The organism is Mycobacterium sp. E3247 (assembly GCF_001667785.1).
Lineage (GTDB): Bacteria > Actinomycetota > Actinomycetes > Mycobacteriales > Mycobacteriaceae > Mycobacterium.
This window is the reverse complement of record NZ_LZJG01000213.1, coordinates 19,677-41,667: the sequence shown is the minus strand read 5'-3', so window position 1 is coordinate 41,667 and position 21,991 is coordinate 19,677. Positions and strand designations below refer to the sequence as shown.

The following is a 21,991-nucleotide window of genomic DNA, read 5'->3' as shown; positions in this document are numbered from 1 at the left end:
CAGGTGTCGAGCGAAAGGAGGATACCCATGGGCAGCGACGACGGCCCGGCTCCCGAGCACGATCCACTCGCCGAGGAAATGGACCTCATCACCTTTCAGGAGGCCGACGCGCGGCTGCACCGCGAGCAGGTCCACACCAGAAACCTCATCGCACGGCTGATGGAGGCCGCGGATCTCGATCGAGAGGAGATCGAGGCTCAACAGACTAGATTGGCAGCGCTGGACCGGGTGCAGAATCGCTTACAGGGCCAGCGCACCCAACCGCCCCTGCAGAAGCGCTAGGTAACCCGGCCATCACGTTGGTGGCAGTCGGCTGATCGGGGGGAGTGCGCTGTGGCGTCGTCGAGTGTTGTAGAGCTCAAGCCAGGGCGCAAGGGCGGAGGCCCGCTCGGCGTTGGAGCCGAAGACCTGGCGGTAGGCCCACTCGGTTTGCAGGGTGCGGTTGAACCTCTCGACCTTGCCGTTTTGCCAGGGGCAATGGGGCTTGATGAACTTGTGCGCTGCTCCTAGGTGGGTGATGGCGAGAGCTACGTCGGTCGATCGGCGGTAACTGAAATGGTTGTCGGTTATCACTTGCTCGATACGGGAAATGCCATGTGCTGCAAAGTGATCAGCAGCTCGGGTGATGAAGGCCGCGCAGGTGGGACCTTTCTCGTCAGCCAGGATCTCCGAATACGCCAGCCGGCTGTGTTCATCGACCATCGAGTGCACGAAGTCATAGCCGATGCCACGGCCACGGACTTCTTCGCTGCGCCCATGAGCGCGCCATCCCCCGCCGTCGGGGATACGGCCGAGCTTTTTGACGTCGAAGTGAACCAATTCACCGGGGCGATCCCGCTCGTAGCGCACCGCCGTGGTCTTCGATGCCTTGATCAGCACGCCGGTCATCGGTTCGCAGTCGCGCAGATAGGGTTCGCCGTGCCGGCGCAGGATGCGGGCCACCGTGCGCGCGGGGATGCCCAGCTCGGGTCCCAGCCAGTCCTGACCCCGGCGATGAGTGCGGCGAGCCGCCACGACTTGCTGCTCAATTTCGGCGGCCGTGCGGCGCGGTGAACGGTGCGGACGCGAACAACGATCCTGCAGCCCAGACTCTCCCTCAGCGCCATGGCGGCTGATCCAGGTATGCACGCACTTACGCGAGATACCCATCGCGTCGGCGATCTGGGCTTGCTTCCACCCGTCGTTATGGCGCTGCACAATTAGCAGTCGACCGTGAAACGTTGTGCGGGCTTTACGGTGGGACACGAGAACCTCCGGGCGGTGATGGGCCTTAGACAAGCCACACCCCACTCGGAGGTTCTCCTCAGATCAAGCCGACACGCCAGCTACCAAGGTCCTGGCCGGGTACACCTAGCGCCCGCAAAGCGTGCTATTCGACGAAAGTGGATGCGATTCAGATCCTGACTAGCACCCAGGCTCGCCCGCGAGGTATAGCAAGCCCCGCGAGCTCACTTGGCCAGCCCCAACTGGCAGCCTATTTGGTAGTTCCCGCGACGACACTGCTGACGTCGGGAAGGTCCCCGTTGGGGGTGGCGTCAATGGCGTAGGCCTTGATGGCCGGCGGTCGCTCGCCGTTGGCTTCGGTATTATCGAGGCGATGCTGGATGCCAGCGGCTTTGGCTTCTTTGGTCACCGGGAAGTTGAAGACCCGCTCGGCGTTCTTGTGGGTGATTTTGTCGATCTGCTCCGGTGTGAGGTGCCCCAACGCCTTGGCGACCTCGGTCTGGCTGGACGGCCAGGTGGTCTCCGAGTGCGGGTAGTCCGACTCCCACAGGATGTTGTCGATGCCGATGCGATCGATGGAATCCTCACTAAGCCCGAATGATTCGTTGACGGCGCACACAGCGAACTGCCGATGGAAGATCTCCGACGGAGTGATATCCCCGAACGGCGCCCAGAAACGATGCTTGCCCCAGACGAAGTCGGCGCGTTCGAGCACGTAGGGGATGTAGCCGATACCGCCCTCGGTCAGCACGAACTGCGCGTTGGGGAAACGCCGGGGCAGCGTCCCGAACAACAGGTCGGTGATCGTCTCGATGCCCACCACCGCGGGCGCTGCGGTGATCGCCACACTGAAGTGCGAGTCCGGCGTGGGAATGGGGATGTGGCCGCTGGAACCCAGGTGCATCGAGCAGACCACACCGGTCTCCTCGAAGGCGTGGAAGACCGGATCCCAGTGGTCGGTATGCAACGAGGGCAGCTTGAGGTAGCCCGGGTTCTCCGGGAACGATACTGCGCGAGCCCCGCGCTCTGTGCACCGGCGCAGCTCGGCGGCCGCGAGCTCTGGGTCCCAAAGTTGCAGGATGATGGTGGGCACGAAGATGTCCGGGGCCGCGGCACACCATTCGTCCATCACGAAGTCGTTGTAGGCCCGCACGCACAGGTCGGCCAGCTCCTTGTCCTTCATCTCGAAGAACACCCGGCCTCCGAATCCCGGGAGTGACGGGAATAGAACGCTGCCCACGATGCCGTCGGCGCGGAAGTCGTCGGCTCGCGCGGCGGCGTCGTAGCACCCCGGGATCAGATCGGTGAAGCGAACCGGATCGGTACCCCAGTCCTCAGGGGCCTTACCTGCCACCGCATTGAGACCCATGGTGGCCGAACGCTGGTCCTCGTAAACCCAGAATTGGCGACCATCGGCCTCGATAACGTGCGGGCCCTTCTCTTGGAACTTCTTCGGCAGCCGCTTAGTCCACACGTCGGCTGGCTCGACGATGTGGTCGTCGACGCTGAACAATCTGAGCATCATTCCTCCGATAGCTGCGGCGGGCCGAATCTGGATGCCGCCTATTGAGGCGCGCGTCACAATGCGCTAGATTCGACAATACCGTCGACTTTGTGGTCAATGCAACGCTCACTTGGTCACGGGTGCCACGTGAACCTCCCACGAGTGCAGCGTGATTGACATTGCATGCCATCAAACCAGGAGGCGCGACGCACGTGACGACACCGGCAGTAGCCAGCGCCAAGGTTGTTAGTCTCGCAGGCGAACTTGCCGGTGGGTATTGCTGCCGACTGCTGGCGGACGGGGGAGCGCAGGTGCTGCGGGTGGAAGATCCCGCGGGCGATCCGCTGCGGAAGTGGTCTCATTCAGGCGTCACGATTTCTGATGGCGCGTTGTTCAAGTTCCTGGCTGCTGGCTCGTCGTCAGCGATCGTCACCGACCCGGCCGAGCTGACCGAGACCCTGCGAGCCGCTGACGCGATCGTGTGGTCACCGCACTCCGATATCGCCCGCAGCCTGCCGCCCGACACGCTTCGCGGGATCAACCCTCGCGCTGTCGTCACCGCGATCACCAACTTCGGGCTGAGCGGGCCATGGGTGGATCGACCGGCGACCGATCTCACGATGCAGGCGATGTCGGGCGGCCCCGGACAGCGCGGTACGCCAGAACGTCCCCCATTGATCGCCGGTGGCCGGCTTCCGGAATGGACGGCTGGAATGTTCGCGGCCGTGCATACCGCGGCCGCCTTGTTCGGCGGCGGAGCCGAACTTCTCGACGTGTCGATCCTCGAATCACTGATCCTGACCACCACCGTGCACCCGGTGTCGTGGTTCACGATCGCCGGCCGCCCCATGCGCCCGATCCGTGCCCGCAATCTGCCCGACGTCCACCCCACCAAGGACGGCTACGTCGGATTCATGGTGGTCACCGGCCAGCAGTGGCTGGACTTTTGCTCGTTGATCGACCGAAGCGACTGGATGGACGACGCGGAGCTCGGCATCATGGCGAATCGGTTCGTTCGCCGTCACGAGCTGATGGAGGCCATCGACGCGTGGTCCGTCGAACGCACCACGGCTGAGATCCTCGAACTCGCCGACTTGCTGCGGGTGCCCGCAGCCAACATCGGTACGGGAAAGTCGATCCCTCACCTGGAGCACCTAGTGGAGCGACGGTCCTTTGAGACCAATGCCTCGGGTGGTTTCCTACAGCCGGCCGTGCCCTGGCGGATACACGGGCAGACGGCACGGCCGCGTGGCAAGGCTCCCGAGCTTGGCTCAAACGGCCTGCCCGGATGGACCCCGGGAGAACTGCGACCCAAGCGGGACAAGCCCTTTGCGGGAATCCGCGTCGCTGACTTCACTGCCAATTGGGCCGGTCCCATCGTGGGACATCTGCTTGCGACGTTGGGTGCCGAGGTGATCCACGTCGAGGGCGGCAGGCGCCCGGATGCGATCAGAAGCAACACGTGCAAGCCGATGAGTGATCCTGACTGGCCAGAGTTTTCAGGCATTTTCGCGGGAACCAACACCGGCAAGCGGTCGGTCACCGTCGACATGGGGACCGAGGAAGGCCGCGCTCTGGCGCGGAGCTTGATCGGCACCTGTGACGTCGTCATCGAGAACTACAGCCCGCACGTCATGGAGTCCTGGGGCCTGGGCTGGGACGAGGTGCACCGGATCAACCCGACCGCGGTCATGGTGCGGATGCCCGCGTACGGCCTGGACGGGCCGTGGCGCGACCGTGGCGGCTACGCCCAGACAATGGAGATGACCTCCGGCATGGCGTGGTCCACCGGATGGCCTGATTCCACGCCGGAGATCCCCAACGGGCCCTGCGATCCCATCGCGGGAAGTCATGCCACCCTGGCGTTGATCCTGGCACTCGAGCACGCACTGGCTGCTGGTGAGGGCGTTATGGTCGAGGCGCCCATGATCTCGGCGGCGCTCAGCGTCGCGGCCAACGTGGTCATCGAGCAGAGCGCCTACGGCGTCGACTGCGTCCGGTCCGGCAACCGTTCGAATAGCGTTGCACTGCAGGGTATTTACCCCACCTCTGAGACGGACCGCGTCGGGCTGGGGGACAGACGCTGGGTGGGCCTGTCCGTTACCGATGACGATGAGTGGCGAGCACTGTATGTGCTCCTCGATCGGCCGGAGTGGGCCATGTGGGGCGAGGCTGAGCGTCGGGCACGTCACGACGAGGTTGACGCCGTTATCACGGCGTGGACGTCGAGTGCCACCGTGGACGCTGTCATCGAGGCGATGACGGCACGCGGTATTCCGGTTGGCGAGGTGGTACTCGGGCATCTGGTGCCCGAGCTCGAACAGCTCGAGCACCGTAGGTTCTTCGAGCAGGTGGAGCATCCCAAGACCGGGGTGAATACCCACGCCGGCATGCCCGTGCGGTGGTCATCCATCCCCGGAGCGGTGCAGGTAGGCCCCGCGCCGATGCTCGGCGAGCACGACGACGAGGTATGGCTGGGGCAGGTCGGTGTGACCGAGGAGGACTACCGACGCTTGCGTGAGGCGGGCGTCATCGGACGCTCAGACATCAAAGCCCTTGTCTGGTAACAGTACTCGCTAATGAAGTATGAACGGAAGGCAGTCAATGACTATCGACACACCAATTGAGACGTCGTCCGGAAGCGTCATATCACCGCCGTCGCGTACCGCCGCCTGGTTGCCTTGGATGGTCGTGGCAGTGTTGGCCGCGATCGTGGTCGGCACCCTGGTGCTCACTGACAACAGTGCCACGGTGGTCGCGCCGCCGTATCCTCATGATCATCTCGACAATCCGCATCTGCCGTGGTTGTGGGGGTACGGATTCCAGGCGATCTGGACGGCCATGTTCATCCTCTTCGCGATCCAGACGTTCCGCGCCAAGAAGATCTCCATGCCGGCGATGCTGTTCCTCGCGGGAACCACGATGTTCTGGATCGAGTGGCCGGCTGACTGGGGGTCTTACCTGGTCTACAACCGCGAATTCTGGACCTTCACTGGTTGGACCTCGACCTGGTACCAGACCTACACCAAGCCGGTGATTGCCATTTTCGGCTACGGAATCTTTTTCGCCGTCGAATGCGTCATCTTGCTCAAGCTGGTACCGAAAGTGTCCGCCCTCCTGCAGCGTGCTGTACCGAAGGCATCCCCGACGGTCCTGCTGGTGGTATCGGCCATGGCGGTGTTTTACGCAATCGATATCCTCGGCGAGCGGCTGATGACTGTTGCCGGCTGGTATTCCTATGTCGAGGCGGTCGGACCCAAGTGGGAATCCGCGCATGGGACACTGTCATTCGTCTGGCCGGCGATCCCGTTCATGCTGTTCGCCGTCTTCATCTCGCTCACCCTGCGCGAAGATTCCGATGGAAACTATCCGAACGAAAAGCTGTTCAAGGTCCATACGTTGACGCCGGGATGGCAACGGGAATCCGCCAGGCTGGCGGTGTGGATCATCACGATGAACATCGCGATCTTCATCGCCCAGCCATTGATCCTCTGCGTCGGTCGCGCGTTGTTCCTGCACGACAGCGTCTACGTGCCGTGACCAACACGCAGACCGCGCTGCCTCACGAGGGCCGTACTGCGCTGGTGACCGGGGCGGGTCGGGGCCTCGGGCGAGCGTCGGCCCTGCAGCTTGCATCCGAGGGTGCGGCGGTGATCCTGGTCGGCCGTGGCATGGACGCGCTAACTGCGGTGGCCGACGAGATCGATGCAGCGCGGGGACGATCCAAAGCTATTGCCGCCGATGTGTCCAGTGATTCCGACGTGGCACGGTTGGCCGCGGAGGTGGGTCGGGTGGACATATTGATCAATAACGCGGCTGCCGAAGAGCAGTATTCTCCAGTCGCAATGGCTGACATCGATTCGTGGAAAACGATTTTCGACGTCAACGTATTTGCTGCAGTAAGACTCATCAGCGCGTTTGCACCCGGCATGAGCGAGCGTGGCTTCGGCGTCATCATCAATATGAGCAGCATCGGTGGCAGTCAACCCGCGCCATTTCTGGCTACGTACGGTGCGAGTAAGGCCGCGCTGGACATGATCTCGCGCACGGCGGCCATGGAATTGGCCTCCAGCGGTGTGCGGGTCAACAGCATTGGATCCGGGATCACCGACATGGGAAAGACCTATGAGTTGCTCCCGCCCGGTCTGCTCGCCGACATTGGCAAGATCATCCCGGCAGGCAGGTTGGCCAGTGAACGGGATATCGCCGCCGCGGTGTCCTATCTGTGCAGTGACGGTGCGGCTTTCGTCAACGGCCACGTCCTCACCGTTGACGGTGCGATGACGGCGGGCCAGTGGTCGACAACCACGGTGATGGCGGGCTTCCTGGCCTAGGCGACGTAGGTCGCTCCCACGTCGTCAAACCTTGACTACCCTGACTTCGACGATGCCGAAGGCGGGAGTCCCCGAAAGCGGGTCGACGTCGGCATCTGCTACCAAAGAGTTGCGATTGACGCCGTAGGCGACTGGCGGCTCGGCACCGTGCGCGTCGAAAACCCGCGACCCCCAGCCGTGGCCGAGGATCACCACCCCTTGACGCGGTGCGGAACTCACTTCGGCAGTGCACTCCAACGTTGCGGTGCGGGAGGACACCCTCACGACATCGCCGCTTGAAATCCCGAGTGGCGCAGCATCATCGGTGTTGAGGTAGACGGTGTTCGCCGACTGCCGCTTCAGTGCGGTCGGGGTGTCGTTCAGCCACGAGTTCATCGCCGACTTCCAGCGTTGATTGGATAGCAGCAGCGGCCAGTCCGGTGACGGTGACGCCGGTGCGGCGTCCAGGACCGCGCGTACCCGCTGGAGGAACGGTTCTGGAGCCAGATGCACGGCTCCGTCGGACGTGGCGACGGCCTCGGTGAGCCGACCGTATTCCTTGTCGCCGTACACCACTCCGTGTGGGCTGCCCTCGACATCGGACCACGAGAGCTTGCCGCCGTCGTCGACGAGCTTCTTCCACATCACCCGTGGTGTCATGGAGGCCGTCGCCGGGCCGAACATCGGCAGCTCGAGGACCAACGCCAGGTCGCGGAAGAACATCCACTCCTCGCGAGCATCGTCAGGGGGTTGCACGACTGCCTGGGCGAGCTGAGCGAACGGTTGGTCCTCGAACGAGGAGTAGATCGGCAGAAAGTCTTCCCGCTCGAGGAAGTGCGCGGCCGGTAGCAACCAGTCGGCGTGACCGTGGCTTTCCCGCTGAACTAAGTCGATAGCCACCAGCAGATCCAGTTGGGCAAGTGCACCCTCGAGGCGGTTGCCGTGTGGCCCGCTGATCACTGGATTGCCGCTGTTGCAGATCAACGCTTTGATCTGTCCATCGCCTGGTGTGAGGATCTCATCCGCGAGTTCGGCAAGCGAGCGGGCACCCGCGACGGCGGGTAGGGAGCGCACCCTGCTCGGCTTAGGCGGGCTGGTGCCGAAGGAGTCCTTGATCGATGTGTAGCCCGGCTCGAACCGCCGTCCGCCCACCGTGTCGAGGCGACCGGTGATGGCGTTGAGTACGTGACTGAGCCACTCGGCCAGCACACCTTCGCCGTTGTGTGCTACGCCAGTGTGGGCGACACACATCGCCGTGCGTGCTGAGGCGAAACCGCGCGCAGTGGATTCGATGACGTCGGCGGGAACTCGGCAACGCATGGCGAGGTCGGTGAGATCTACTTCGTGGACGAGGCGATCGAGTTCGCCGAGGCCAGTCATCGCGGGTTGGTCGGGGAAGCGCGCCAGTCTGTTGCGGACGATGACGGCAAGCATGGCTAGCAGCAATGCCCAATCTTGGCCCGGCCACACCGAAATATGTCGACTGGCCTGTTCGGCGCTTGGTGTGCGATTGGGATCCACGATCACGACCGTTGCTCCGTCGGCCTGCCGCGTCAGCACTCGTCGCCATCCGTTCGGCACGTTGTGAATCCAGCCGAACGTGGAAACGGCTGGGTTCATGCCAACCAGAAGGAAGTAGTCGCACTCGTCGACGTCTGGAACGAGAGGTATGAGCCACCGGCCGTACATCTCGTAGCACACCCGTTCGAGGTTGTTCTGATCGACCGACGACACGGAGAACATGTTGTTGGTACCCAGCGCACGGACGAAGCTGGCGAACCATGCAACATTGGCGCCGTTGAAACCGACGGGATTTCCCAGGTACGCGGCGATCGAGTCGGGGCCGAACCGATCGCGAATCGCCTTCAGCCGCCTAGCGATATCCTCGGTTGCCTCCGCCCAGCTGGCGCGGCGATAGCCGCCGTCGACCCGGCGCATGGGCCACTTCAGGCGGCGGGGGTGATACACCACCTCGCCCGCGGAACGGCCCTTGGAGCAGAAGTCCTGCCACGAATAGGGATTCGCCTTGTCCGGTCCGATGCGAGTGATTCGCCCGTCTCGCACCTGCACATCGATCCCGCAGCGGGATTCGCAGATCCGGCAGAAGGTCGACCTGACGATGGCCCTCTCGGATTCGGTGGCCACTTCAGCCACGCGCCGAACGAAGCTTCGCGATCACGGGCGGCAGCGCCGCCACGCCGATTCCAGATCCGCCGCCTGTGACGATCACTGCTTCGCCGCTCATCGGGCGGCGCATTGCTCTGCGTTCATTCGCGTCACACACTCCGTTCCTCCGTGGCCGATTGCTGAGATGCATCTGCGTCGACTTTAGGGGATCGCTGACCACCTGACTACCCAGAATCAGTGCAACAATATGACTCTATGAGTCTTGGTGGGGACGACGGCCCACCCTCAATTCATTCTGCGCGCTCAGCCTCGAGCGTCATCTCGATGCGAGGTCGAACCGCGGGTACACGGCCCTGTGAGCACCAACTCGAACTATCGATCGGGCTCTGCCGACGTGTGTGTCCACCTTCGGAGGTGTCGCTCGCGGAGCGCAGCCGGCACGGTACTCGACAAGCAGGTCGATTCCATCATTCTATTTGCCACATCGATCGCCGCAGCGTCTTACATCGACTGGCGGGATGACCGACAGCACACACTTGACAAGTGCGTCGATGATTTCTACGGTCAGCTGACACCGCCCGTGAACGATGGAGTGGCACGTGGTCGACTATCCAGACGGAATTTCGCGCAGCTTGCCGAAGGTCAACTCGGGCACCCGAGAACCGCACCGCGTGGCGATCATCCAGGACTGGGGAGTCGGTCTGCAGCCGCTCTACGATCAATACGACGCCACTCAACTCGCCTTCGACGAGGCGCATCAGAGCGGGTTACTCGACCGCCCGGTGGAGCTGAAGGTCGTCGAGGTCGAGGGTTTGCCCTACGCGCGGGCGACGACGATCTTGGACGCGGTCGAGCGCACGGTGCGGGAGTTCGCACCGATCGCCATCATCGGCCCCCACACGTCGGAGAATGTGCCTGTCATCAATCCCTACGTGGAAGAGGTCGGGATCCCGTTCATCGCGATGTGCGGCGGCCTGGAACTCGCAGGTCCGTGGACATTCCTGACTCCCAACGGGACCTTCTGTGACGAGGCGATTCTGATGGTGGACCACGCGGTCGACGTAGCCGGTGCGCGCAAGCTCGGTGTCATCCGCGAGGACAACCTTCTCGGCGACGAATACACGACGTATATGAAGAAGCGCGCTCACGAGCGGGACGCATCATTTGTGGCAGACGTGCGCGTCGGGTCGTTCATCGACGCCGACACCGCCGCGGCCGCAGTGACTATGATGCGTAACTCCGCTGTCGAGGCCTACATGTACGTGGGATTCGGTGCCAATGCGTTCTCGGTGCTCGGCGCTTCTCAGAAGCTTGCTGCCGAAGGCTACGCCGCTGCACGCATCACCATGTCGATCTTCATGGGCACCATTGACGGACTTTCTCAGTACACCGGGTTGATCGACAACTTCGAAGGTTGGGTCGGCGTCGATCAGTTCGACGAACGGAACATCACATTCACGTCCATGCTTGACCGTTTCGAGAAGCGGTTTGGGCGACGGCCGGTGCACTGCTACACCGCGCAGGGATACGACATGGGCAACGTGGTGGCCCATGGATTGGCAACGGCGAAGCCGCATTCGCGGTACGGCTTGCGCCAAAGCTTGGAGAAAATCCGGAGGTTGGACGCCGCCGTCGGCGGCCCCGGCAACCACATCTCCTTCGGTCACTACGACCATCGCGGTTATAAGGGCGACTACATCACCATGCGCACGGTCGTAAGTGGAAAAAATGTGCTCGCCGCGGATTGACAGACCCTTTTCTTGCTCACATTGGCGCCCTGCATGCGCCGCGGTGGCCGCGACACCTCGCAGCACTCCCGACGAAGCGAGGGGCTGGAAATGACTTCGAGTAGGCGGCTAGATCCGGACAGTTATGACAGGCGATTGGAATGGCTTGGCGCTTGGTCGGGTATAGCCTGGGTGATCATCTGCGGCGGAGGCTTCGGCGCTTCGGGTTTGCTACCTGTTTGGTCGCCCTCGACGAAACCCAGCGAACTGGCGGCGCACCTATCGGACATCAAATATCAGATCTTGATCGGTATGCTGCTGGTCCTCGTCGGTGGCCTGACGTTCTTACTCACATGGTCGCTGACGCTGGCCTATCAAATTCGCAAATACGCGAATTCATCACCGCTGGCCGCCGGCGTTCTCATCCTGGCGGGTTTTTCAGGCGCGTTGATCGGCATGCTGTTTGGCGTCGTCGGATCGGCGATGGCTTTTCGGGTCGGCACACTTGCGCCGGACACCACCCAGTTGCTCTTCGATCTCATGTGGTTCTTGTTCCTGATTCCCTGGCCGCCATTCATGTTGTGGCAGCTGGTCACCGGGTTCGCCATCCTCAGTGACACGAACAAGCAGACGATGTTCCCACGCTGGACCGGCTACTTCTCACTGTGGGCATCCGCACTCGAAGTGTTCTCAGCGCTATCGGTCTTCTACTACAGGGGCCCGTTCAGCTACAACGGCTTGGTGACGTTCTGGGTGCCCGGCGCATCGTTCTTCGTCTGGGTGCTGGTGCTGGCCATCATGCAGGTGCGGCGGCTCCCACGGGCACAGGAGGCCCTCGCCGGCGCATCGTCCGCCGACCCGCTGCGGAGCAATGAGGTCGAAGTCGAATCGGTTCGCATCACGTCGGCCGCGGGGATCTGACATGAGCGCAACAACTTCCGGCGTCAGCGTCAAGGGTCGTAGGGGACTGCGGCGTGTTCCGGGTGAACCCGGGATCTGGGTCTTCGTGATCCTGGACATGCTCATCTTTGCCGAGATGTTCGGAATCTATGGCTGGTATCGCGCTGATAACTATCAAACCTTCCACGCCGCTCAGGCCAAAGTGATACCGGCGTTCGGCCTCGCCTACACCGTGATCCTGCTGACCAGTTCGTGGCTGGTGGTGTTGGCGATCAGTGCGGCGCGTAAGACCGCGCTCGAGTTGGCCGACAAACTGGCCAGGGGCGGTCTGGCATTGGGCGTGTCTTTTGCGGTTCTGAAGCTCATCGAGTACGGGACCAAGTTGTCGCAGGGAATCACTCCCCGCACCAACGACTTCTTCATGTTCTTCTTCGTCATGACGTTTGTTCACTTGCTGCACGCCTCGGTGGGCATCGGCGTGCTCGTCTACATGCGACGGAGGATACGTAGGTTGACCCCGGGCGCGGGTCCAAACTCCAAGAGCTTCGGGGTCATCGAGACCTGTGGAATTTACTGGCACATGGTGGATCTCCTGTGGATCGTCTTGTTCGCGCTGTTCTACCTGAGGGGCTGAATCATGAAGGAACTTGTGCGCCAACGAGCAACCGTGTCGTTCGCGTTGCTGCTTGTCGTCACACTAGTGGCCTTTTGGCTCACGGTCGGCCATGGCGGCACGGTGCTGAGCGAGGGACAAGCGCTGATCTGGACACAGGTCATCGTGCTCGCCTTCGTCAAGGTGCGGTGGGTGCTCCTCGATTTTATGGAGTTGAGGTCTGCGCCAATCGGTTTAAGGCTGCTATATGAATCGTGGGGGGTCGGGGTGGCGGCGGTGCTGATCAGCTTTGCGTGGCTCGTCACCTGAGCCGTGACCGCTGGCGTGTCATGAATCGGTGAGTCATGCCATATCACCAACAGTAAGGAGAGCGGTTGACGCTCGACGCCTCCGAGGATGCTTCCACCGATGACGGGGTTGACGTCGATGTCCCCAACGACGGCGTCTTGCGAATATCCCTGAACCGTCCGCGCCGGCTCAATGCGTTGGACGACTCTGCGATCGAAAGTATCCACGGCGCCCTCGATCTTCTCGCGTCTGACTGCGCTCATCGAGTCGTACTCATTCGGTCGCTTGGACCTGCATTTTGCTCGGGCTTCGACATGAACGATTACGATGGCGATCCCGAAAGCCGTGGCGGGGCAGCAGCTCTGGTCGATCAGATGAACAGGCTCGCCGACATACCGTTGAGGTTGCGTGCATGCCGCGCCGTTGTAGTCGCAGCGGTTCGCGGACCCGCCATCGGCGGAGGATTTGCATTGGCGTTGGGCGCAGACATCGTATTTGCCGGAGAATCCGCAGTATTCAGCCTCCCGCAGACCCGCCTAGGCGTGCTCGCGGCTGAGATGGGCATTAGCTTTCTCTTGCCTCGAGTCGTCGGTATGAACCGCGCCGCCGATCTGATGTTGCGTGGACACAACCTGGACGCCGCGGGCGCACTGGCCGCGGGCCTGGCAGCTGAGGTGTGGCCCGACGAGGACGTCGACGACGCGACGTTGCGGGCTGCCATCGAGTTGTGTAACCACAGTGCCGAGGCGTTGGCAGCGACCAAGGAACTCTTACTCACCGGCCTGGAGAGTGGCAATCTGACGTCTACAGTGCGACGCGAAACAGATGCTCAGGTTCTTTCGAACTACCGGCCCGAGTTGCGGGCTTCGATAGCACGGCGAAAAGCTCGCCAGTCCACGCAACAATGAGTTGTCGCTACTGGCATGTCGACGTCTTGCTCGCCGCCCAGAGTACTGACATGGAGGCTTCCGCGATCTCGGCGTCGAAGGTCGAAACAAGGCAGAGGATTAACCGCGCAGCACCGGATCTCGCTGACCGTCCCATCATGAGATCGCCAGTGAATCGAATCGGCAAGTGCTGCAGTGTTGTCAGCGGCATGCCACCATCCGAGATAACCGGTCATTGCGGCGTACGCAAATTCAACCTTGGCGCTGTAAAGGTTTGTGGAAACAATACATATGCGCTCCGTGATCGCCGATCACAGCGTGTCAGGCGCAACGGTGCAAGCTGATGTGCGATCTGAAAACCTGCCCGCCACGGGTGGGGACGGAATCTCAACTGTTTAGGAGTCGTCTGTGACTGGGAAAGCCGTTAAGGTAGGCGTCTATGGGGGTAGTTTTGCGCCTGTTCGCGATTCGGTGAATCAGGCGATCGCGTGTGAACAACTCGGCTTGGATGTCGTCGCGTTCACCGACCAGATCTCGGGAAATGTTCCCAGCGACGCGTTCTATGAACTCGAGATCGCCAAGATGTGGAAGCACCAGCACGGTTTCTTCGACGCGCTGATGCTGGCTGGCGTTGTTGCAGCCCAGACAGAGAAGATCAGACTGACGATCGCGGCCATCGATACCCTCCGCAATTCCCCGACTCGACTGGCGCAACAGATTCTCACACTCGACCATCTCTCCGCCGGCCGGGCGACAGTCGCGCTTGGCGTTTCCGAGGCCAAGAATGCCCTTCAGTATGGGCACTCACGTGTCGGTGCTACGGCAAAGTTCCATGACGCGTCGCGCATTATCCGCGCAATTCTTGATAGGCCTGGCGAACCCATTCACTACAACGGCGAAAACTACTCGATGAAGGGCGGAATAATCGACCTTCCTCAATACGGTGAGAATACAGCGCGTATCTACGCCGCCTGCGGTTCGTCGTCCGACAATATCGACATCATCGGTGAATGCTATGACGGAATGATGACGGTAATCCCCTCCTTCTGTCAGGGCGGCCCGGAACAGGTTGCCGATGACATTGCGAAGGTTCGCGAAGCCGCCGAGCGTCACGGACGCGATCCGGAGATGCTGGGTTTCACTGCGGTTGCCATGGTGCTGATGCACGACGATCCCGAGATCATCGACCGGGTATCTGCGACCGACTACATGCGATGGAACGCATACATCTACGGCTGCGCTCGCGGAAGCGACTGGGATCAGCATGGTTTCACACATCCAGCTGGCCCCGACTATGGCTACGCGCGCCACCTGGTTCCTGAACGGATGACGAAAGCCGAGTGGTACACCGAGGCGCGCAAGGTATCGCCGCAAGCGGTCAAGGATGTCGCGCATGTGAGTGGGACCGCGGAGGAAGCCGCCGACCGGCTCAAGGCCTACGTTGAAGCGGGTATCGACGAGCTGATCCTGCTCGATCACGCTCCGGCGGGCGATCTCAGCCTGGCAATGGATTCAGCGGCAAATATGGGTCGGTTGGTTGCTGCGTTGCGCGGCAGGCGATCAGATGGGCCGCCAGCAGGCATCGGCTACGTCGGCTTGGCCAATGCGGTTGTGCCAAGCTGACGTCGAATCCCAAAGTGGCTGAATCCCTGAGTTTCCAGGTACGACGATTCTGTCGGGCACCGGCTGCAGCGGTGCCGGGCACGATGTGGGGCGATGGATCACGGCCCATACATCACTTGGGATACTGGCGGACGACATTATCGCAGAATCGGCGGAGCTCGAAAAGTACGGTCTTCCATGCGTTGCCGGCGCGATTGTCGACGCTGTGCTGTTCGGCTTCGCCTACCACGGCGACTCGGGACAGGCTGCTCGTCGAACTCGTCGATCGATCAGTATTTCCCGACCGGGAAGGCTTCCTTAACGGCAATATCGCGTTTGGCCAGCCAGCCGATTAATGTATGTGCGTACATTTGCGCCCCATTATGTTGCCACCGCCGCCGCCGGAACATGTCTTGTCACCGGGGCATCGTCGGGTATCGGCGCGGAAATCGCCCGCACGCTCGCGCGGCGCGGCTTCGGCGTCACCTTGATCGCTCATCGCGAGGCGAGATTGCGTGAGTTGGCCGATGAACTTGCCCCCACAGGTATTCGCGTCGAGGTGATTGCCGCCGACCTGACCGATCCTGCTGAACGACGCAGGCTCGCCGAGGCCGTTGCGGGGCGTGGGCCCGCCGTAGATGTGTTGACTTGAACCGTCTCGAGTCGCATCGGTCCTGTCAGTTCTGTTCCCGCGCAAGGTGGTTCGCAGTGAAAGACAAACTCCTGGCCTGCGTGCACTGCGGTCATCAGATCTAACGGCACGGCGCGTAAGACGTCGGCGGATTCAGGCGCCCAGTGTGCAGATGCCTTTAAAAACGTTGCCGGCGATACTGAGTCCGCAGCGATGAAGTGGTCCGGATGAGCGCTGCCAATCGCCTTTGCGAACTCTGCAATCTTTGCAAATCCCCGACGATGGCGGCCTTGTCCCGTGAGCTCACAGCCTGGCTTGCCTGCTAGCGGTCGATGGAGATAAGCCGGTCTGTATCCACGGTGATCGTATGCGGTATGGGGTATTACGCCTCGGTCTACGGTTTTCGGTGACCTGGGCCGGTCGCTACCTCGCTACACACGAATGTCGCGTCCGACTGGTCGCCCGACACCTTTGACGGCTCATTGCGACGTGCTGTCCCGGCGATCTGCTTCTCGGGTAAGTGCGCTTGCCGTGTGGCCGATGGCCATACTCATCGCGAGGCGGATGAGATTGCCCGTGCCCGGGATTCGCGGCGCGAAGCTTGCGCCCCAAGTGATCGATGAGCCCTCGTTGCAAGGCTCGATCCGAACTTCGCCGACATAATCAAGCCCGGGCAGGCCCGACAACATGGTGTACGTCTGAATGTGCGGATCGAGCCACTAACCTAGCGGGTATCGATGCCGGCATGGATCAGGTGGATCGGCACCGACGAGTTGAATGCCCTGCAGGCGACTACGGGGTATCAGCCGTCGCGATACAGTCGATGACGCTGCAGTCCTACGACACGAGGGCGCTCAGCTTCAAGCGGTTTCGTACCAGCTTGATCCGGCACTCCCATTCGGGGCGTTGCCGCGTTCGCAGTTTCTGCCCGCGATGCTTGGGGGCGGCGCAGGCGTGTTGGCAACTTGGCTGGCGTCTGGGTTGGTCGTTCCTGTACGTCGAGCATCGATGTCTACTCGTTGATGGTCGCCCTAATTGCGGGAAACATCAACGGCGACAACAGAACTATTCGCGCACATCTACGCCATCCAAGTGCGCGTGCGGCTGCGACCTGATAGGGTTCGCGGCGACCGTCCCACATTGGGGCAATGACCTCGGGTGAGTGGGTGACGACGGTGACGACGGTGATGACGGCGAGCTTGACGGAACGTTAGGTCACTCAAGTACTCTCGATAGAGGCGGCGGCCACGCCGGTCAGGAGGCATCGCAAGCCGTACTCAGCGATGTGTTCTGCGTCCAAGCCTTTGACGGCTTGCCGCGTCAGTGCGCCTATAGCCGGAAATTCCCTCGCCGAGATCCCAACGGGCAGTTCGACATTGGTGTGGATCAGACCGGCGACGAAGCAGAGGCAGGTCGTGTAGATCTTTAACGCGCTGCGCTGATCGAACCCGGCTTCGAGGAGCACGGCAAAGATCTGGTCGGCAATGCGCATGGATTGGTGCCCGTAACCGAAGATCCCGTGGTCCAAGATGTGCGCGGCCGTGCCGGGATAGACCTGGAACACCCGCATCGACTCGAGCGCTTGGGACACCAGCCAATCGGTCCACGGCTCGTCCCCGCGGGGTTGTTGTCGAACTTCGCTGAGCGCAGCGTCGACGACCGCCTCGTTCAACCGCCTCTTGTCTGGGAAATGCTGGTAGAGCGCCATCGGTGAAACCTGAAGCAGGGTAGCGACTTTGCGTATCGTCAGCGCCTTCAGTCCGTCACTGCGAACGCATTCGAGTGATGCCTGGATGATCTCAGCGTGGCTGAGGTCAGCGACGCCGCTGCGGCGAGTCGGTCGGCCGCGCCGCCGCGGAGCCTCAGCCGCGGTCGCGGGCGAGTCGTCGGCTCTTGACGTCATCGGCTCAATCTACCTGGCGAATGCCGCGAACTGCAGACAGGGCGTACCCAACCGATCTATATTTGTGTACACAGTACGTAAATATTGTCGGAGAGAGGTCAACCATGCGCGTGGGAGCCTATGGAGCGATGTATCCGCCCTTCGATCGGTGTATCGAGAGCGCCGTGCAGGCGGAGGCCGCGGGGATGGACTGGGTGATCTATGGCGATCAGATGTGCTTCAGCCATCCGATTTGTCTGTGGACGCCCGACATCACCACGGCTGCCGAGTACATTCCGTCCTTCGACGCCTTCTACGAGCCGGGCACGCTGATCACTGCCGCCGCCGCCAAGACCTCGAAAATCAAGTTCTTCTATGGTCCCGTCGACGTCGTTCGACGCGCGCCAAACGTGTTGGCGCAGACGCTGTTGACACTCGATCACGCGACGCAGGGCCGAATCACGATGGTCCTCGCCAACGGCGAGAACAAGCAGATGAAGCCCTACGGTATCGCGCGAAAAGGGGCCAATGACAAGCTGTGGGACGCCTCGCACATCATGCGATCGTTCCTGGATACGAACGAAGAGGTCGATTACGACGGCCGGGTATGGAAGATGCGGCGCGCCAAGTTCGATCTGGGTCCCTACGGCGCTGAACCACCACCGTTCTGGGTTGCCGGCGGGAGTCCAGACAACCTGTACTTGGCCGGTGCCGTCGCGGACGGCTGGATCACCGCCGCGCCGGGTCACACCGAGGACGACCCACAATCGTTCATCGACAAGGTCAAGATCGTCCGCGATCATGCCGAGCGCGCGGGCCGTGACCCCGATTCACACGCGATCGCACTGCTGGTATTCCTCGTGGTCGACGACGATGAGGCGACCTGTGACAAGCTGCGCGACCATCCGTTCATCAGGTGGAATACCCTGGCGTACACGCCAACTACCGCGACCTTCAAGAAGTGGGGCCTCCAGCATCCGTGGGGTTACGATTGGATCTTCTCCCGTGACGCCATGTGTCCGTGGTACGACCGCGACTATGTCCTCGATTCGTGCAACAAGGTGCCCAAGGAGGCCGTCGACAAGGTCAATTTCGTCGGCACTCCCGAACAGGTGATGAAGCGCTTGTCCCCGTATCTAGATTCCGGCTTCGTCACCGATGTGATGATCTGCAACTTCAACGCGCTGTGCGGTATCGAGTACGCGGAATCCTCCGGGCGTGCCATCAATCGGTTGGTGGGCATGATCAAGGGCGTCGAAGTCGATGCGGATGCACCAGGTTTCGCATCGTTGGTGTGACATTAACTGCGTCGGATCGACGAACACCTTCATGACACGAGCCTCGTGAAGGGCCTCGAAACCGTCCTCGATCCGTCGGCTCAGGCCGATCGTCTGCACCACGGGATGTGTGGAGGCTGGCTTTCGTCGGCTCAGGGCCGACCTGTGCCTCCCGCCGGGCCGGTGCCGCGAATGGTGTCCAGCGTTTGCAGATCCTCACCGGTGCAACATTTGGTCGATGATCAGCTGAAGCCAGGACCGGTCGGACAGTCGCACTCTGCAGTAGACGGGTTGACAACACGCCGACGGCCGGGTGGCGAAATGACTACGACCCACCCGCTGCGCGAAGTACGTCGCCGTTCGTCCACCACCGCCAGGGATTCTTGTCTGTCAGGCGAATCGCGCGGCGCGCTTCGCCGCGAACGCGTCGACGCCTTCGATGCCGTCCGCGCTGGCGGCGTTCCGCGCTATCAACTGGCCCTCGGCCTCCATCTGTTCCTCGAGCCCGCTACCCCATGTGGCGAGCAGCAGCTTCTTCACCGACGACTGAGCGCCCGCTGAGCCGCCTGCGATCGTCGCGGCAAGTTCGGTCGCCCGCGCCTCGAGTCGATCGTCATCGACCACCTCATTGACCAGATTCCATTGCAGTGCCTCATCTGCGCTCAGCGTGCGGTTCGTCAGCATCAACTCCTGCGTGCGACGCAACCCGATGAGGCGCGGCAGAACGAAGGACGCGCTCCCATCCGGACTCAACCCCACCCTGGTATAGGCCATGGTGAACGAAGCCGACCGGGCGGCCACGACGAGATCGCCGCTGGCTGCCAGTGACATTCCCGCGCCGGCGGCTACACCGTTGACAGCGGTGATGACGATCGCGTCCATCCGTGCGAACGTCGACATCGCGCGGTGCAGCGCATCCGCGACCCTCTTGATGTGCGGTCCCGGATCGGGCGCTGTCGAGAAGTCCCCGAGATCGCCTCCCGCGCAGAAAAATCGGCCGGTACCTGTCAGCAGAACAGCCTTGACGCCGGCGAAGGCGCAGCGAGCCGCGACATCCGCCAGTTCCTCGGTCATGGTGAGGTTCATGGTGTTCGCCGCTGACGGGCGATTTAGCGCGATCTGCGCGATGGGTCCGGATACGTCGGCGGTGATCGTCGTGTACTCGTCCATGGTGTACTGCCCTCCCCGCTCAGTCGGCTAGCCCGCGCGCGATAACGAGCCGCTGAATTTGGTTGGTGCCCTCGAAGATCTGCGTGATCTTGGCCTCACGCATATAGCGCTCCACGCGGTAGTCGCGGGTATAGCCGGCGCCGCCGAATACCTGCACGGCGTCCGTCGTCACCTTCATCGCGGCATCTGTGGCGACGAGCTTGGCAACGCTAGCCTGTGCGCCGTACGGCCTGCCGCGGTCGCGTCGGCGTGCAGCATCGAGATATGTGGCGCGGGCGCTGACCACCGCGGCGCTCATGTCGGCGAGTAGGAAACCGAGCCCCTGGTGGTCGATGATCCTGCGGCCGAAGGCCGTTCGTTCGTTGGCGTATCGGGTGGCCTCGTCGAGTGCGGCCTGCGCCAGGCCGACGGCGACTGCGGCGATGCCGAGCCGCCCGCCATCCAGCGCGCTGAAAGCGATGTGCAGGCCCTGGCCCTCTGCGCCGATGCGCCGATCGCCGTCGATGCGGGCGTTGTCGTAGAACGCCGATGTGGTGGGCACGGCGTGCAGACCCATCTTCTCCTCGGGTCTGCCGAAGCTCAGTCCGTCCAGCTCGCTTGGCACCAGGAAACACGAGATGCCCTTTGAACCTTCACCCGTGCGTGCGAACAGCGTGTAGAAGTCCGCGACACCACCGTGTGTGATCCACGACTTAGACCCGTTCAGGATGTATCCGTCACCGTCCGCCTTCGCGGCGCACCGCAGTGCGGCCGGGTCGGAACCGGCCTGCGGCTCGCTCAAGCTGTAGGCGCCGATCTGGTTGCCCGACAGCATCTCCGGGAGCCAGCGCTGCTTCTGCTCGTCGGTGCCGAAGGTCAGCAGTGGGTGCGACGACAGGCTGTGCACGCTGACTGCGACCGCGACGGCGGCCCAGCGCGCGGCGAGTTCCTCGAGCACCTGAAGGTAGACCTCGAACGGCTGGCCGCCGCCACCCCATTCCTCGGGCTGCGGCAGACTCAGGAGGCCCGCCGCGCCCAATTGTGCGAAGACACCCTCGGGATACGTCTCGTTCTTCTCGTGCTCGTCGACGATCGGCTCCAACACCTTGTCGGCGACGTCACGGGCGAGCGCGATCAGTTCGGCGGCTTCGTCGGTGGGCAACAGCCGGTCGACGGGCATACGAGCTCCTCTCGTCCATCGTTCGGCGGGGCGATACGCAAAACCGTACTATAGTCTGTTTCGCAGTATCATTCGGTGGTGACCGGCAGGCCTCCTTCGAACGTCGACCGCCACGCCGAACTATTCGACGCCGTCGTGGAGATGTTCTTGACTCGCGGTTTCATTGACCTCACCCTCGACGACGTCGCAACGCACTGCGGCTGCTCGAAGTCGACGCTGTACAAGCTGGTCGACAGTCGCGAGCAGCTGATCCGATCCGTGGTCGTCCACTTCTTCCGTCGAGCCACCGAGGACGTCGAACGCGAGGTCGCCGCCGCGACGGGCGCTCGCGACCGGATCACCGCCTACCTGTCCGCCGTGGGCGCCGCGCTGGATGTCGCCTCAGACGCATTCATGGCGGACGTCAACTCCCACGCCGCGGCTCGGGAGGTATACGCCAGAAACATGCGCATCGCGACGCGACGCGTGTCGGAACTGGTCGGCGAAGGTGTCGCGGCCGGCGAGTTCCGACCGGTACATGCGGTGTTCGCCGCCGACATGGCCGCCACGATGATGGTCCGGATACAGCGGGGTGCGGTTCGCCGCGAGCTGGGTCTCGACGATGCGAGTGCTTACCGCGAACTTGCGGCCATCCTAACTGCTGGTTTGCAGGCTTGATGTTGCGGCCACCGAGGCATGGCGGGTACG

At 62.4% G+C, this 21,991-nt stretch carries 19 protein-coding genes and 1 pseudogene; 13 read left to right on the top strand and 7 right to left on the bottom strand.

Annotation, left to right across the window (positions count from 1 at the left end; translation table 11 throughout):
• Positions 1–27 precede the first annotated feature (27 nt).
• Positions 28–282 (top strand): hypothetical protein, encoded by a 255-nt coding sequence (locus tag A9X04_RS11745; RefSeq protein WP_156764327.1) that lies wholly within the window; start codon positions 28–30, stop codon positions 280–282.
• Positions 283–294: 12 nt separating this feature from the next.
• Here the strand turns inward: A9X04_RS11745 and A9X04_RS11740 are convergent, their stop codons facing one another.
• On the bottom strand, positions 295–1,245 hold the full coding sequence (locus A9X04_RS11740) for an IS481 family transposase (protein ID WP_082962360.1): 951 nt from the start codon (positions 1,243–1,245) through the stop codon (positions 295–297).
• 229 nt (positions 1,246–1,474) lie between these two features.
• Positions 1,475–2,746, bottom strand: a complete 1,272-nt coding sequence (locus tag A9X04_RS11735) for an amidohydrolase family protein (protein ID WP_231984191.1) — start codon at positions 2,744–2,746, stop codon at positions 1,475–1,477.
• Positions 2,747–2,940: 194 nt separating this feature from the next.
• Here A9X04_RS11735 and A9X04_RS11730 point away from each other — a divergent pair, with 194 nt between their 5' ends.
• Genes A9X04_RS11730 through A9X04_RS30905 form a run of 3 tightly spaced genes read left to right on the top strand, consistent with a single transcriptional unit; the run spans position 2,941 to position 7,062 of the window.
• Positions 2,941–5,295 carry a CoA transferase gene (locus A9X04_RS11730; RefSeq protein WP_067920468.1) on the top strand — a complete coding sequence of 785 codons (2,355 nt, stop codon included), beginning with the start codon at positions 2,941–2,943 and terminating at the stop codon, positions 5,293–5,295.
• Between the two features lie 37 nt (positions 5,296–5,332).
• Positions 5,333–6,268 (top strand): hypothetical protein, encoded by a 936-nt coding sequence (locus A9X04_RS30910; protein WP_197509141.1) that lies wholly within the window; start codon positions 5,333–5,335, stop codon positions 6,266–6,268.
• Positions 6,265–7,062 (top strand): SDR family NAD(P)-dependent oxidoreductase, encoded by a 798-nt coding sequence (locus tag A9X04_RS30905; RefSeq protein WP_197509140.1) that lies wholly within the window; start codon positions 6,265–6,267, stop codon positions 7,060–7,062. The genes A9X04_RS30910 and A9X04_RS30905 overlap by 4 nt, the downstream gene beginning before the upstream one ends.
• Positions 7,063–7,086: 24 nt before the next feature.
• Here A9X04_RS30905 and A9X04_RS11715 read toward each other — a convergent pair whose 3' ends face one another.
• On the bottom strand, positions 7,087–9,195 hold the full coding sequence (locus A9X04_RS11715; RefSeq protein WP_231984190.1) for a molybdopterin-dependent oxidoreductase: 2,109 nt from the start codon (positions 9,193–9,195) through the stop codon (positions 7,087–7,089).
• 572 nt (positions 9,196–9,767) lie between these two features.
• Between A9X04_RS11715 and A9X04_RS11710 the strand changes: the two genes are divergently transcribed.
• From A9X04_RS11710 to A9X04_RS29660, 7 genes are all read left to right on the top strand, one after another.
• Positions 9,768–10,916 (top strand): ABC transporter substrate-binding protein, encoded by a 1,149-nt coding sequence (locus A9X04_RS11710; RefSeq protein WP_197509139.1) that lies wholly within the window; start codon positions 9,768–9,770, stop codon positions 10,914–10,916.
• Between the two features lie 135 nt (positions 10,917–11,051).
• Positions 11,052–11,816 (top strand): hypothetical protein, encoded by a 765-nt coding sequence (locus A9X04_RS11705; RefSeq protein WP_156764325.1) that lies wholly within the window; start codon positions 11,052–11,054, stop codon positions 11,814–11,816.
• Between the two features lies 1 nt (position 11,817).
• Positions 11,818–12,429, top strand: a complete 612-nt coding sequence (locus tag A9X04_RS11700; protein WP_067920459.1) for a cytochrome c oxidase subunit 3 — start codon at positions 11,818–11,820, stop codon at positions 12,427–12,429.
• A gap of 3 nt (positions 12,430–12,432) precedes the next feature.
• The gene (locus A9X04_RS11695; protein WP_067920457.1) at positions 12,433–12,717 is read left to right on the top strand and encodes a cytochrome C oxidase subunit IV family protein; all 285 of its coding nucleotides are present in this window, start codon (positions 12,433–12,435) and stop codon (positions 12,715–12,717) included.
• Between the two features lie 65 nt (positions 12,718–12,782).
• On the top strand, positions 12,783–13,604 hold the full coding sequence (locus A9X04_RS29665) for an enoyl-CoA hydratase/isomerase family protein (RefSeq protein ID WP_068052682.1): 822 nt from the start codon (positions 12,783–12,785) through the stop codon (positions 13,602–13,604).
• A 387-nt stretch (positions 13,605–13,991) separates the two neighbouring features.
• On the top strand, positions 13,992–15,206 hold the full coding sequence (locus tag A9X04_RS11685; RefSeq protein WP_082962358.1) for an LLM class flavin-dependent oxidoreductase: 1,215 nt from the start codon (positions 13,992–13,994) through the stop codon (positions 15,204–15,206).
• Positions 15,207–15,540: 334 nt separating this feature from the next.
• On the top strand, positions 15,541–15,837 hold the full coding sequence (locus A9X04_RS29660; protein ID WP_082962357.1) for an SDR family oxidoreductase: 297 nt from the start codon (positions 15,541–15,543) through the stop codon (positions 15,835–15,837).
• A 35-nt stretch (positions 15,838–15,872) separates the two neighbouring features.
• Here the strand turns inward: A9X04_RS29660 and A9X04_RS32280 are convergent.
• Positions 15,873–16,031, bottom strand: a pseudogene (locus tag A9X04_RS32280) (dehydratase); the annotation flags it as partial.
• A 1,004-nt stretch (positions 16,032–17,035) separates the two neighbouring features.
• A complete protein-coding gene (locus A9X04_RS11680; protein ID WP_067920450.1) occupies positions 17,036–17,719 on the bottom strand; it encodes a TetR/AcrR family transcriptional regulator in 684 nt (227 codons plus the stop codon).
• A gap of 20 nt (positions 17,720–17,739) precedes the next feature.
• On the opposite strand from A9X04_RS11680, the gene A9X04_RS11675 reads away from it, so the two are divergent.
• Entirely contained in the window at positions 17,740–18,996 is a 1,257-nt protein-coding gene (locus tag A9X04_RS11675) for an LLM class flavin-dependent oxidoreductase (protein ID WP_082962356.1), read from the top strand.
• A 369-nt stretch (positions 18,997–19,365) separates the two neighbouring features.
• Here A9X04_RS11675 and A9X04_RS11670 read toward each other — a convergent pair whose 3' ends face one another.
• Both A9X04_RS11670 and A9X04_RS11665 read right to left on the bottom strand, forming a co-directional pair.
• Positions 19,366–20,145, bottom strand: a complete 780-nt coding sequence (locus tag A9X04_RS11670) for an enoyl-CoA hydratase/isomerase family protein (protein WP_067920446.1) — start codon at positions 20,143–20,145, stop codon at positions 19,366–19,368.
• 19 nt (positions 20,146–20,164) lie between these two features.
• Positions 20,165–21,304, bottom strand: coding sequence for an acyl-CoA dehydrogenase family protein (locus tag A9X04_RS11665; protein WP_067920444.1), 1,140 nt, complete (start codon positions 21,302–21,304; stop codon positions 20,165–20,167).
• A gap of 78 nt (positions 21,305–21,382) precedes the next feature.
• Here A9X04_RS11665 and A9X04_RS11660 point away from each other — a divergent pair, with 78 nt between their 5' ends.
• Positions 21,383–21,961: a TetR/AcrR family transcriptional regulator gene (locus tag A9X04_RS11660; RefSeq protein ID WP_255396486.1), complete on the top strand. Its 579-nt coding sequence runs from the start codon at positions 21,383–21,385 to the stop codon at positions 21,959–21,961.
• The last annotated feature ends 30 nt before the right edge of the window (positions 21,962–21,991 follow it).

Bases quoted from the DNA above. Each gene is read 5' to 3' on its own strand.
- A9X04_RS11745 (WP_156764327.1), top strand. From the start codon at position 28: ATGGGCAGCGACGACGGCCCGGCTCCCGAGCACGATCCACTCGCCGAG.
- A9X04_RS11735 (WP_231984191.1), bottom strand. From the start codon at position 2,746: ATGCTCAGATTGTTCAGCGTCGACGACCACATCGTCGAGCCAGCCGAC.
- A9X04_RS30910 (WP_197509141.1), top strand. From the start codon at position 5,333: ATGACTATCGACACACCAATTGAGACGTCGTCCGGAAGCGTCATATCA.
- A9X04_RS11700 (WP_067920459.1), top strand. From the start codon at position 11,818: ATGAGCGCAACAACTTCCGGCGTCAGCGTCAAGGGTCGTAGGGGACTG.
- A9X04_RS11695 (WP_067920457.1), top strand. From the start codon at position 12,433: ATGAAGGAACTTGTGCGCCAACGAGCAACCGTGTCGTTCGCGTTGCTG.
- A9X04_RS29660 (WP_082962357.1), top strand. From the start codon at position 15,541: ATGTATGTGCGTACATTTGCGCCCCATTATGTTGCCACCGCCGCCGCC.
- A9X04_RS11680 (WP_067920450.1), bottom strand. From the start codon at position 17,719: ATGACGTCAAGAGCCGACGACTCGCCCGCGACCGCGGCTGAGGCTCCG.
- A9X04_RS11675 (WP_082962356.1), top strand. From the start codon at position 17,740: ATGCCGCGAACTGCAGACAGGGCGTACCCAACCGATCTATATTTGTGT.
- A9X04_RS11670 (WP_067920446.1), bottom strand. From the start codon at position 20,145: ATGGACGAGTACACGACGATCACCGCCGACGTATCCGGACCCATCGCG.
- A9X04_RS11665 (WP_067920444.1), bottom strand. From the start codon at position 21,304: ATGCCCGTCGACCGGCTGTTGCCCACCGACGAAGCCGCCGAACTGATC.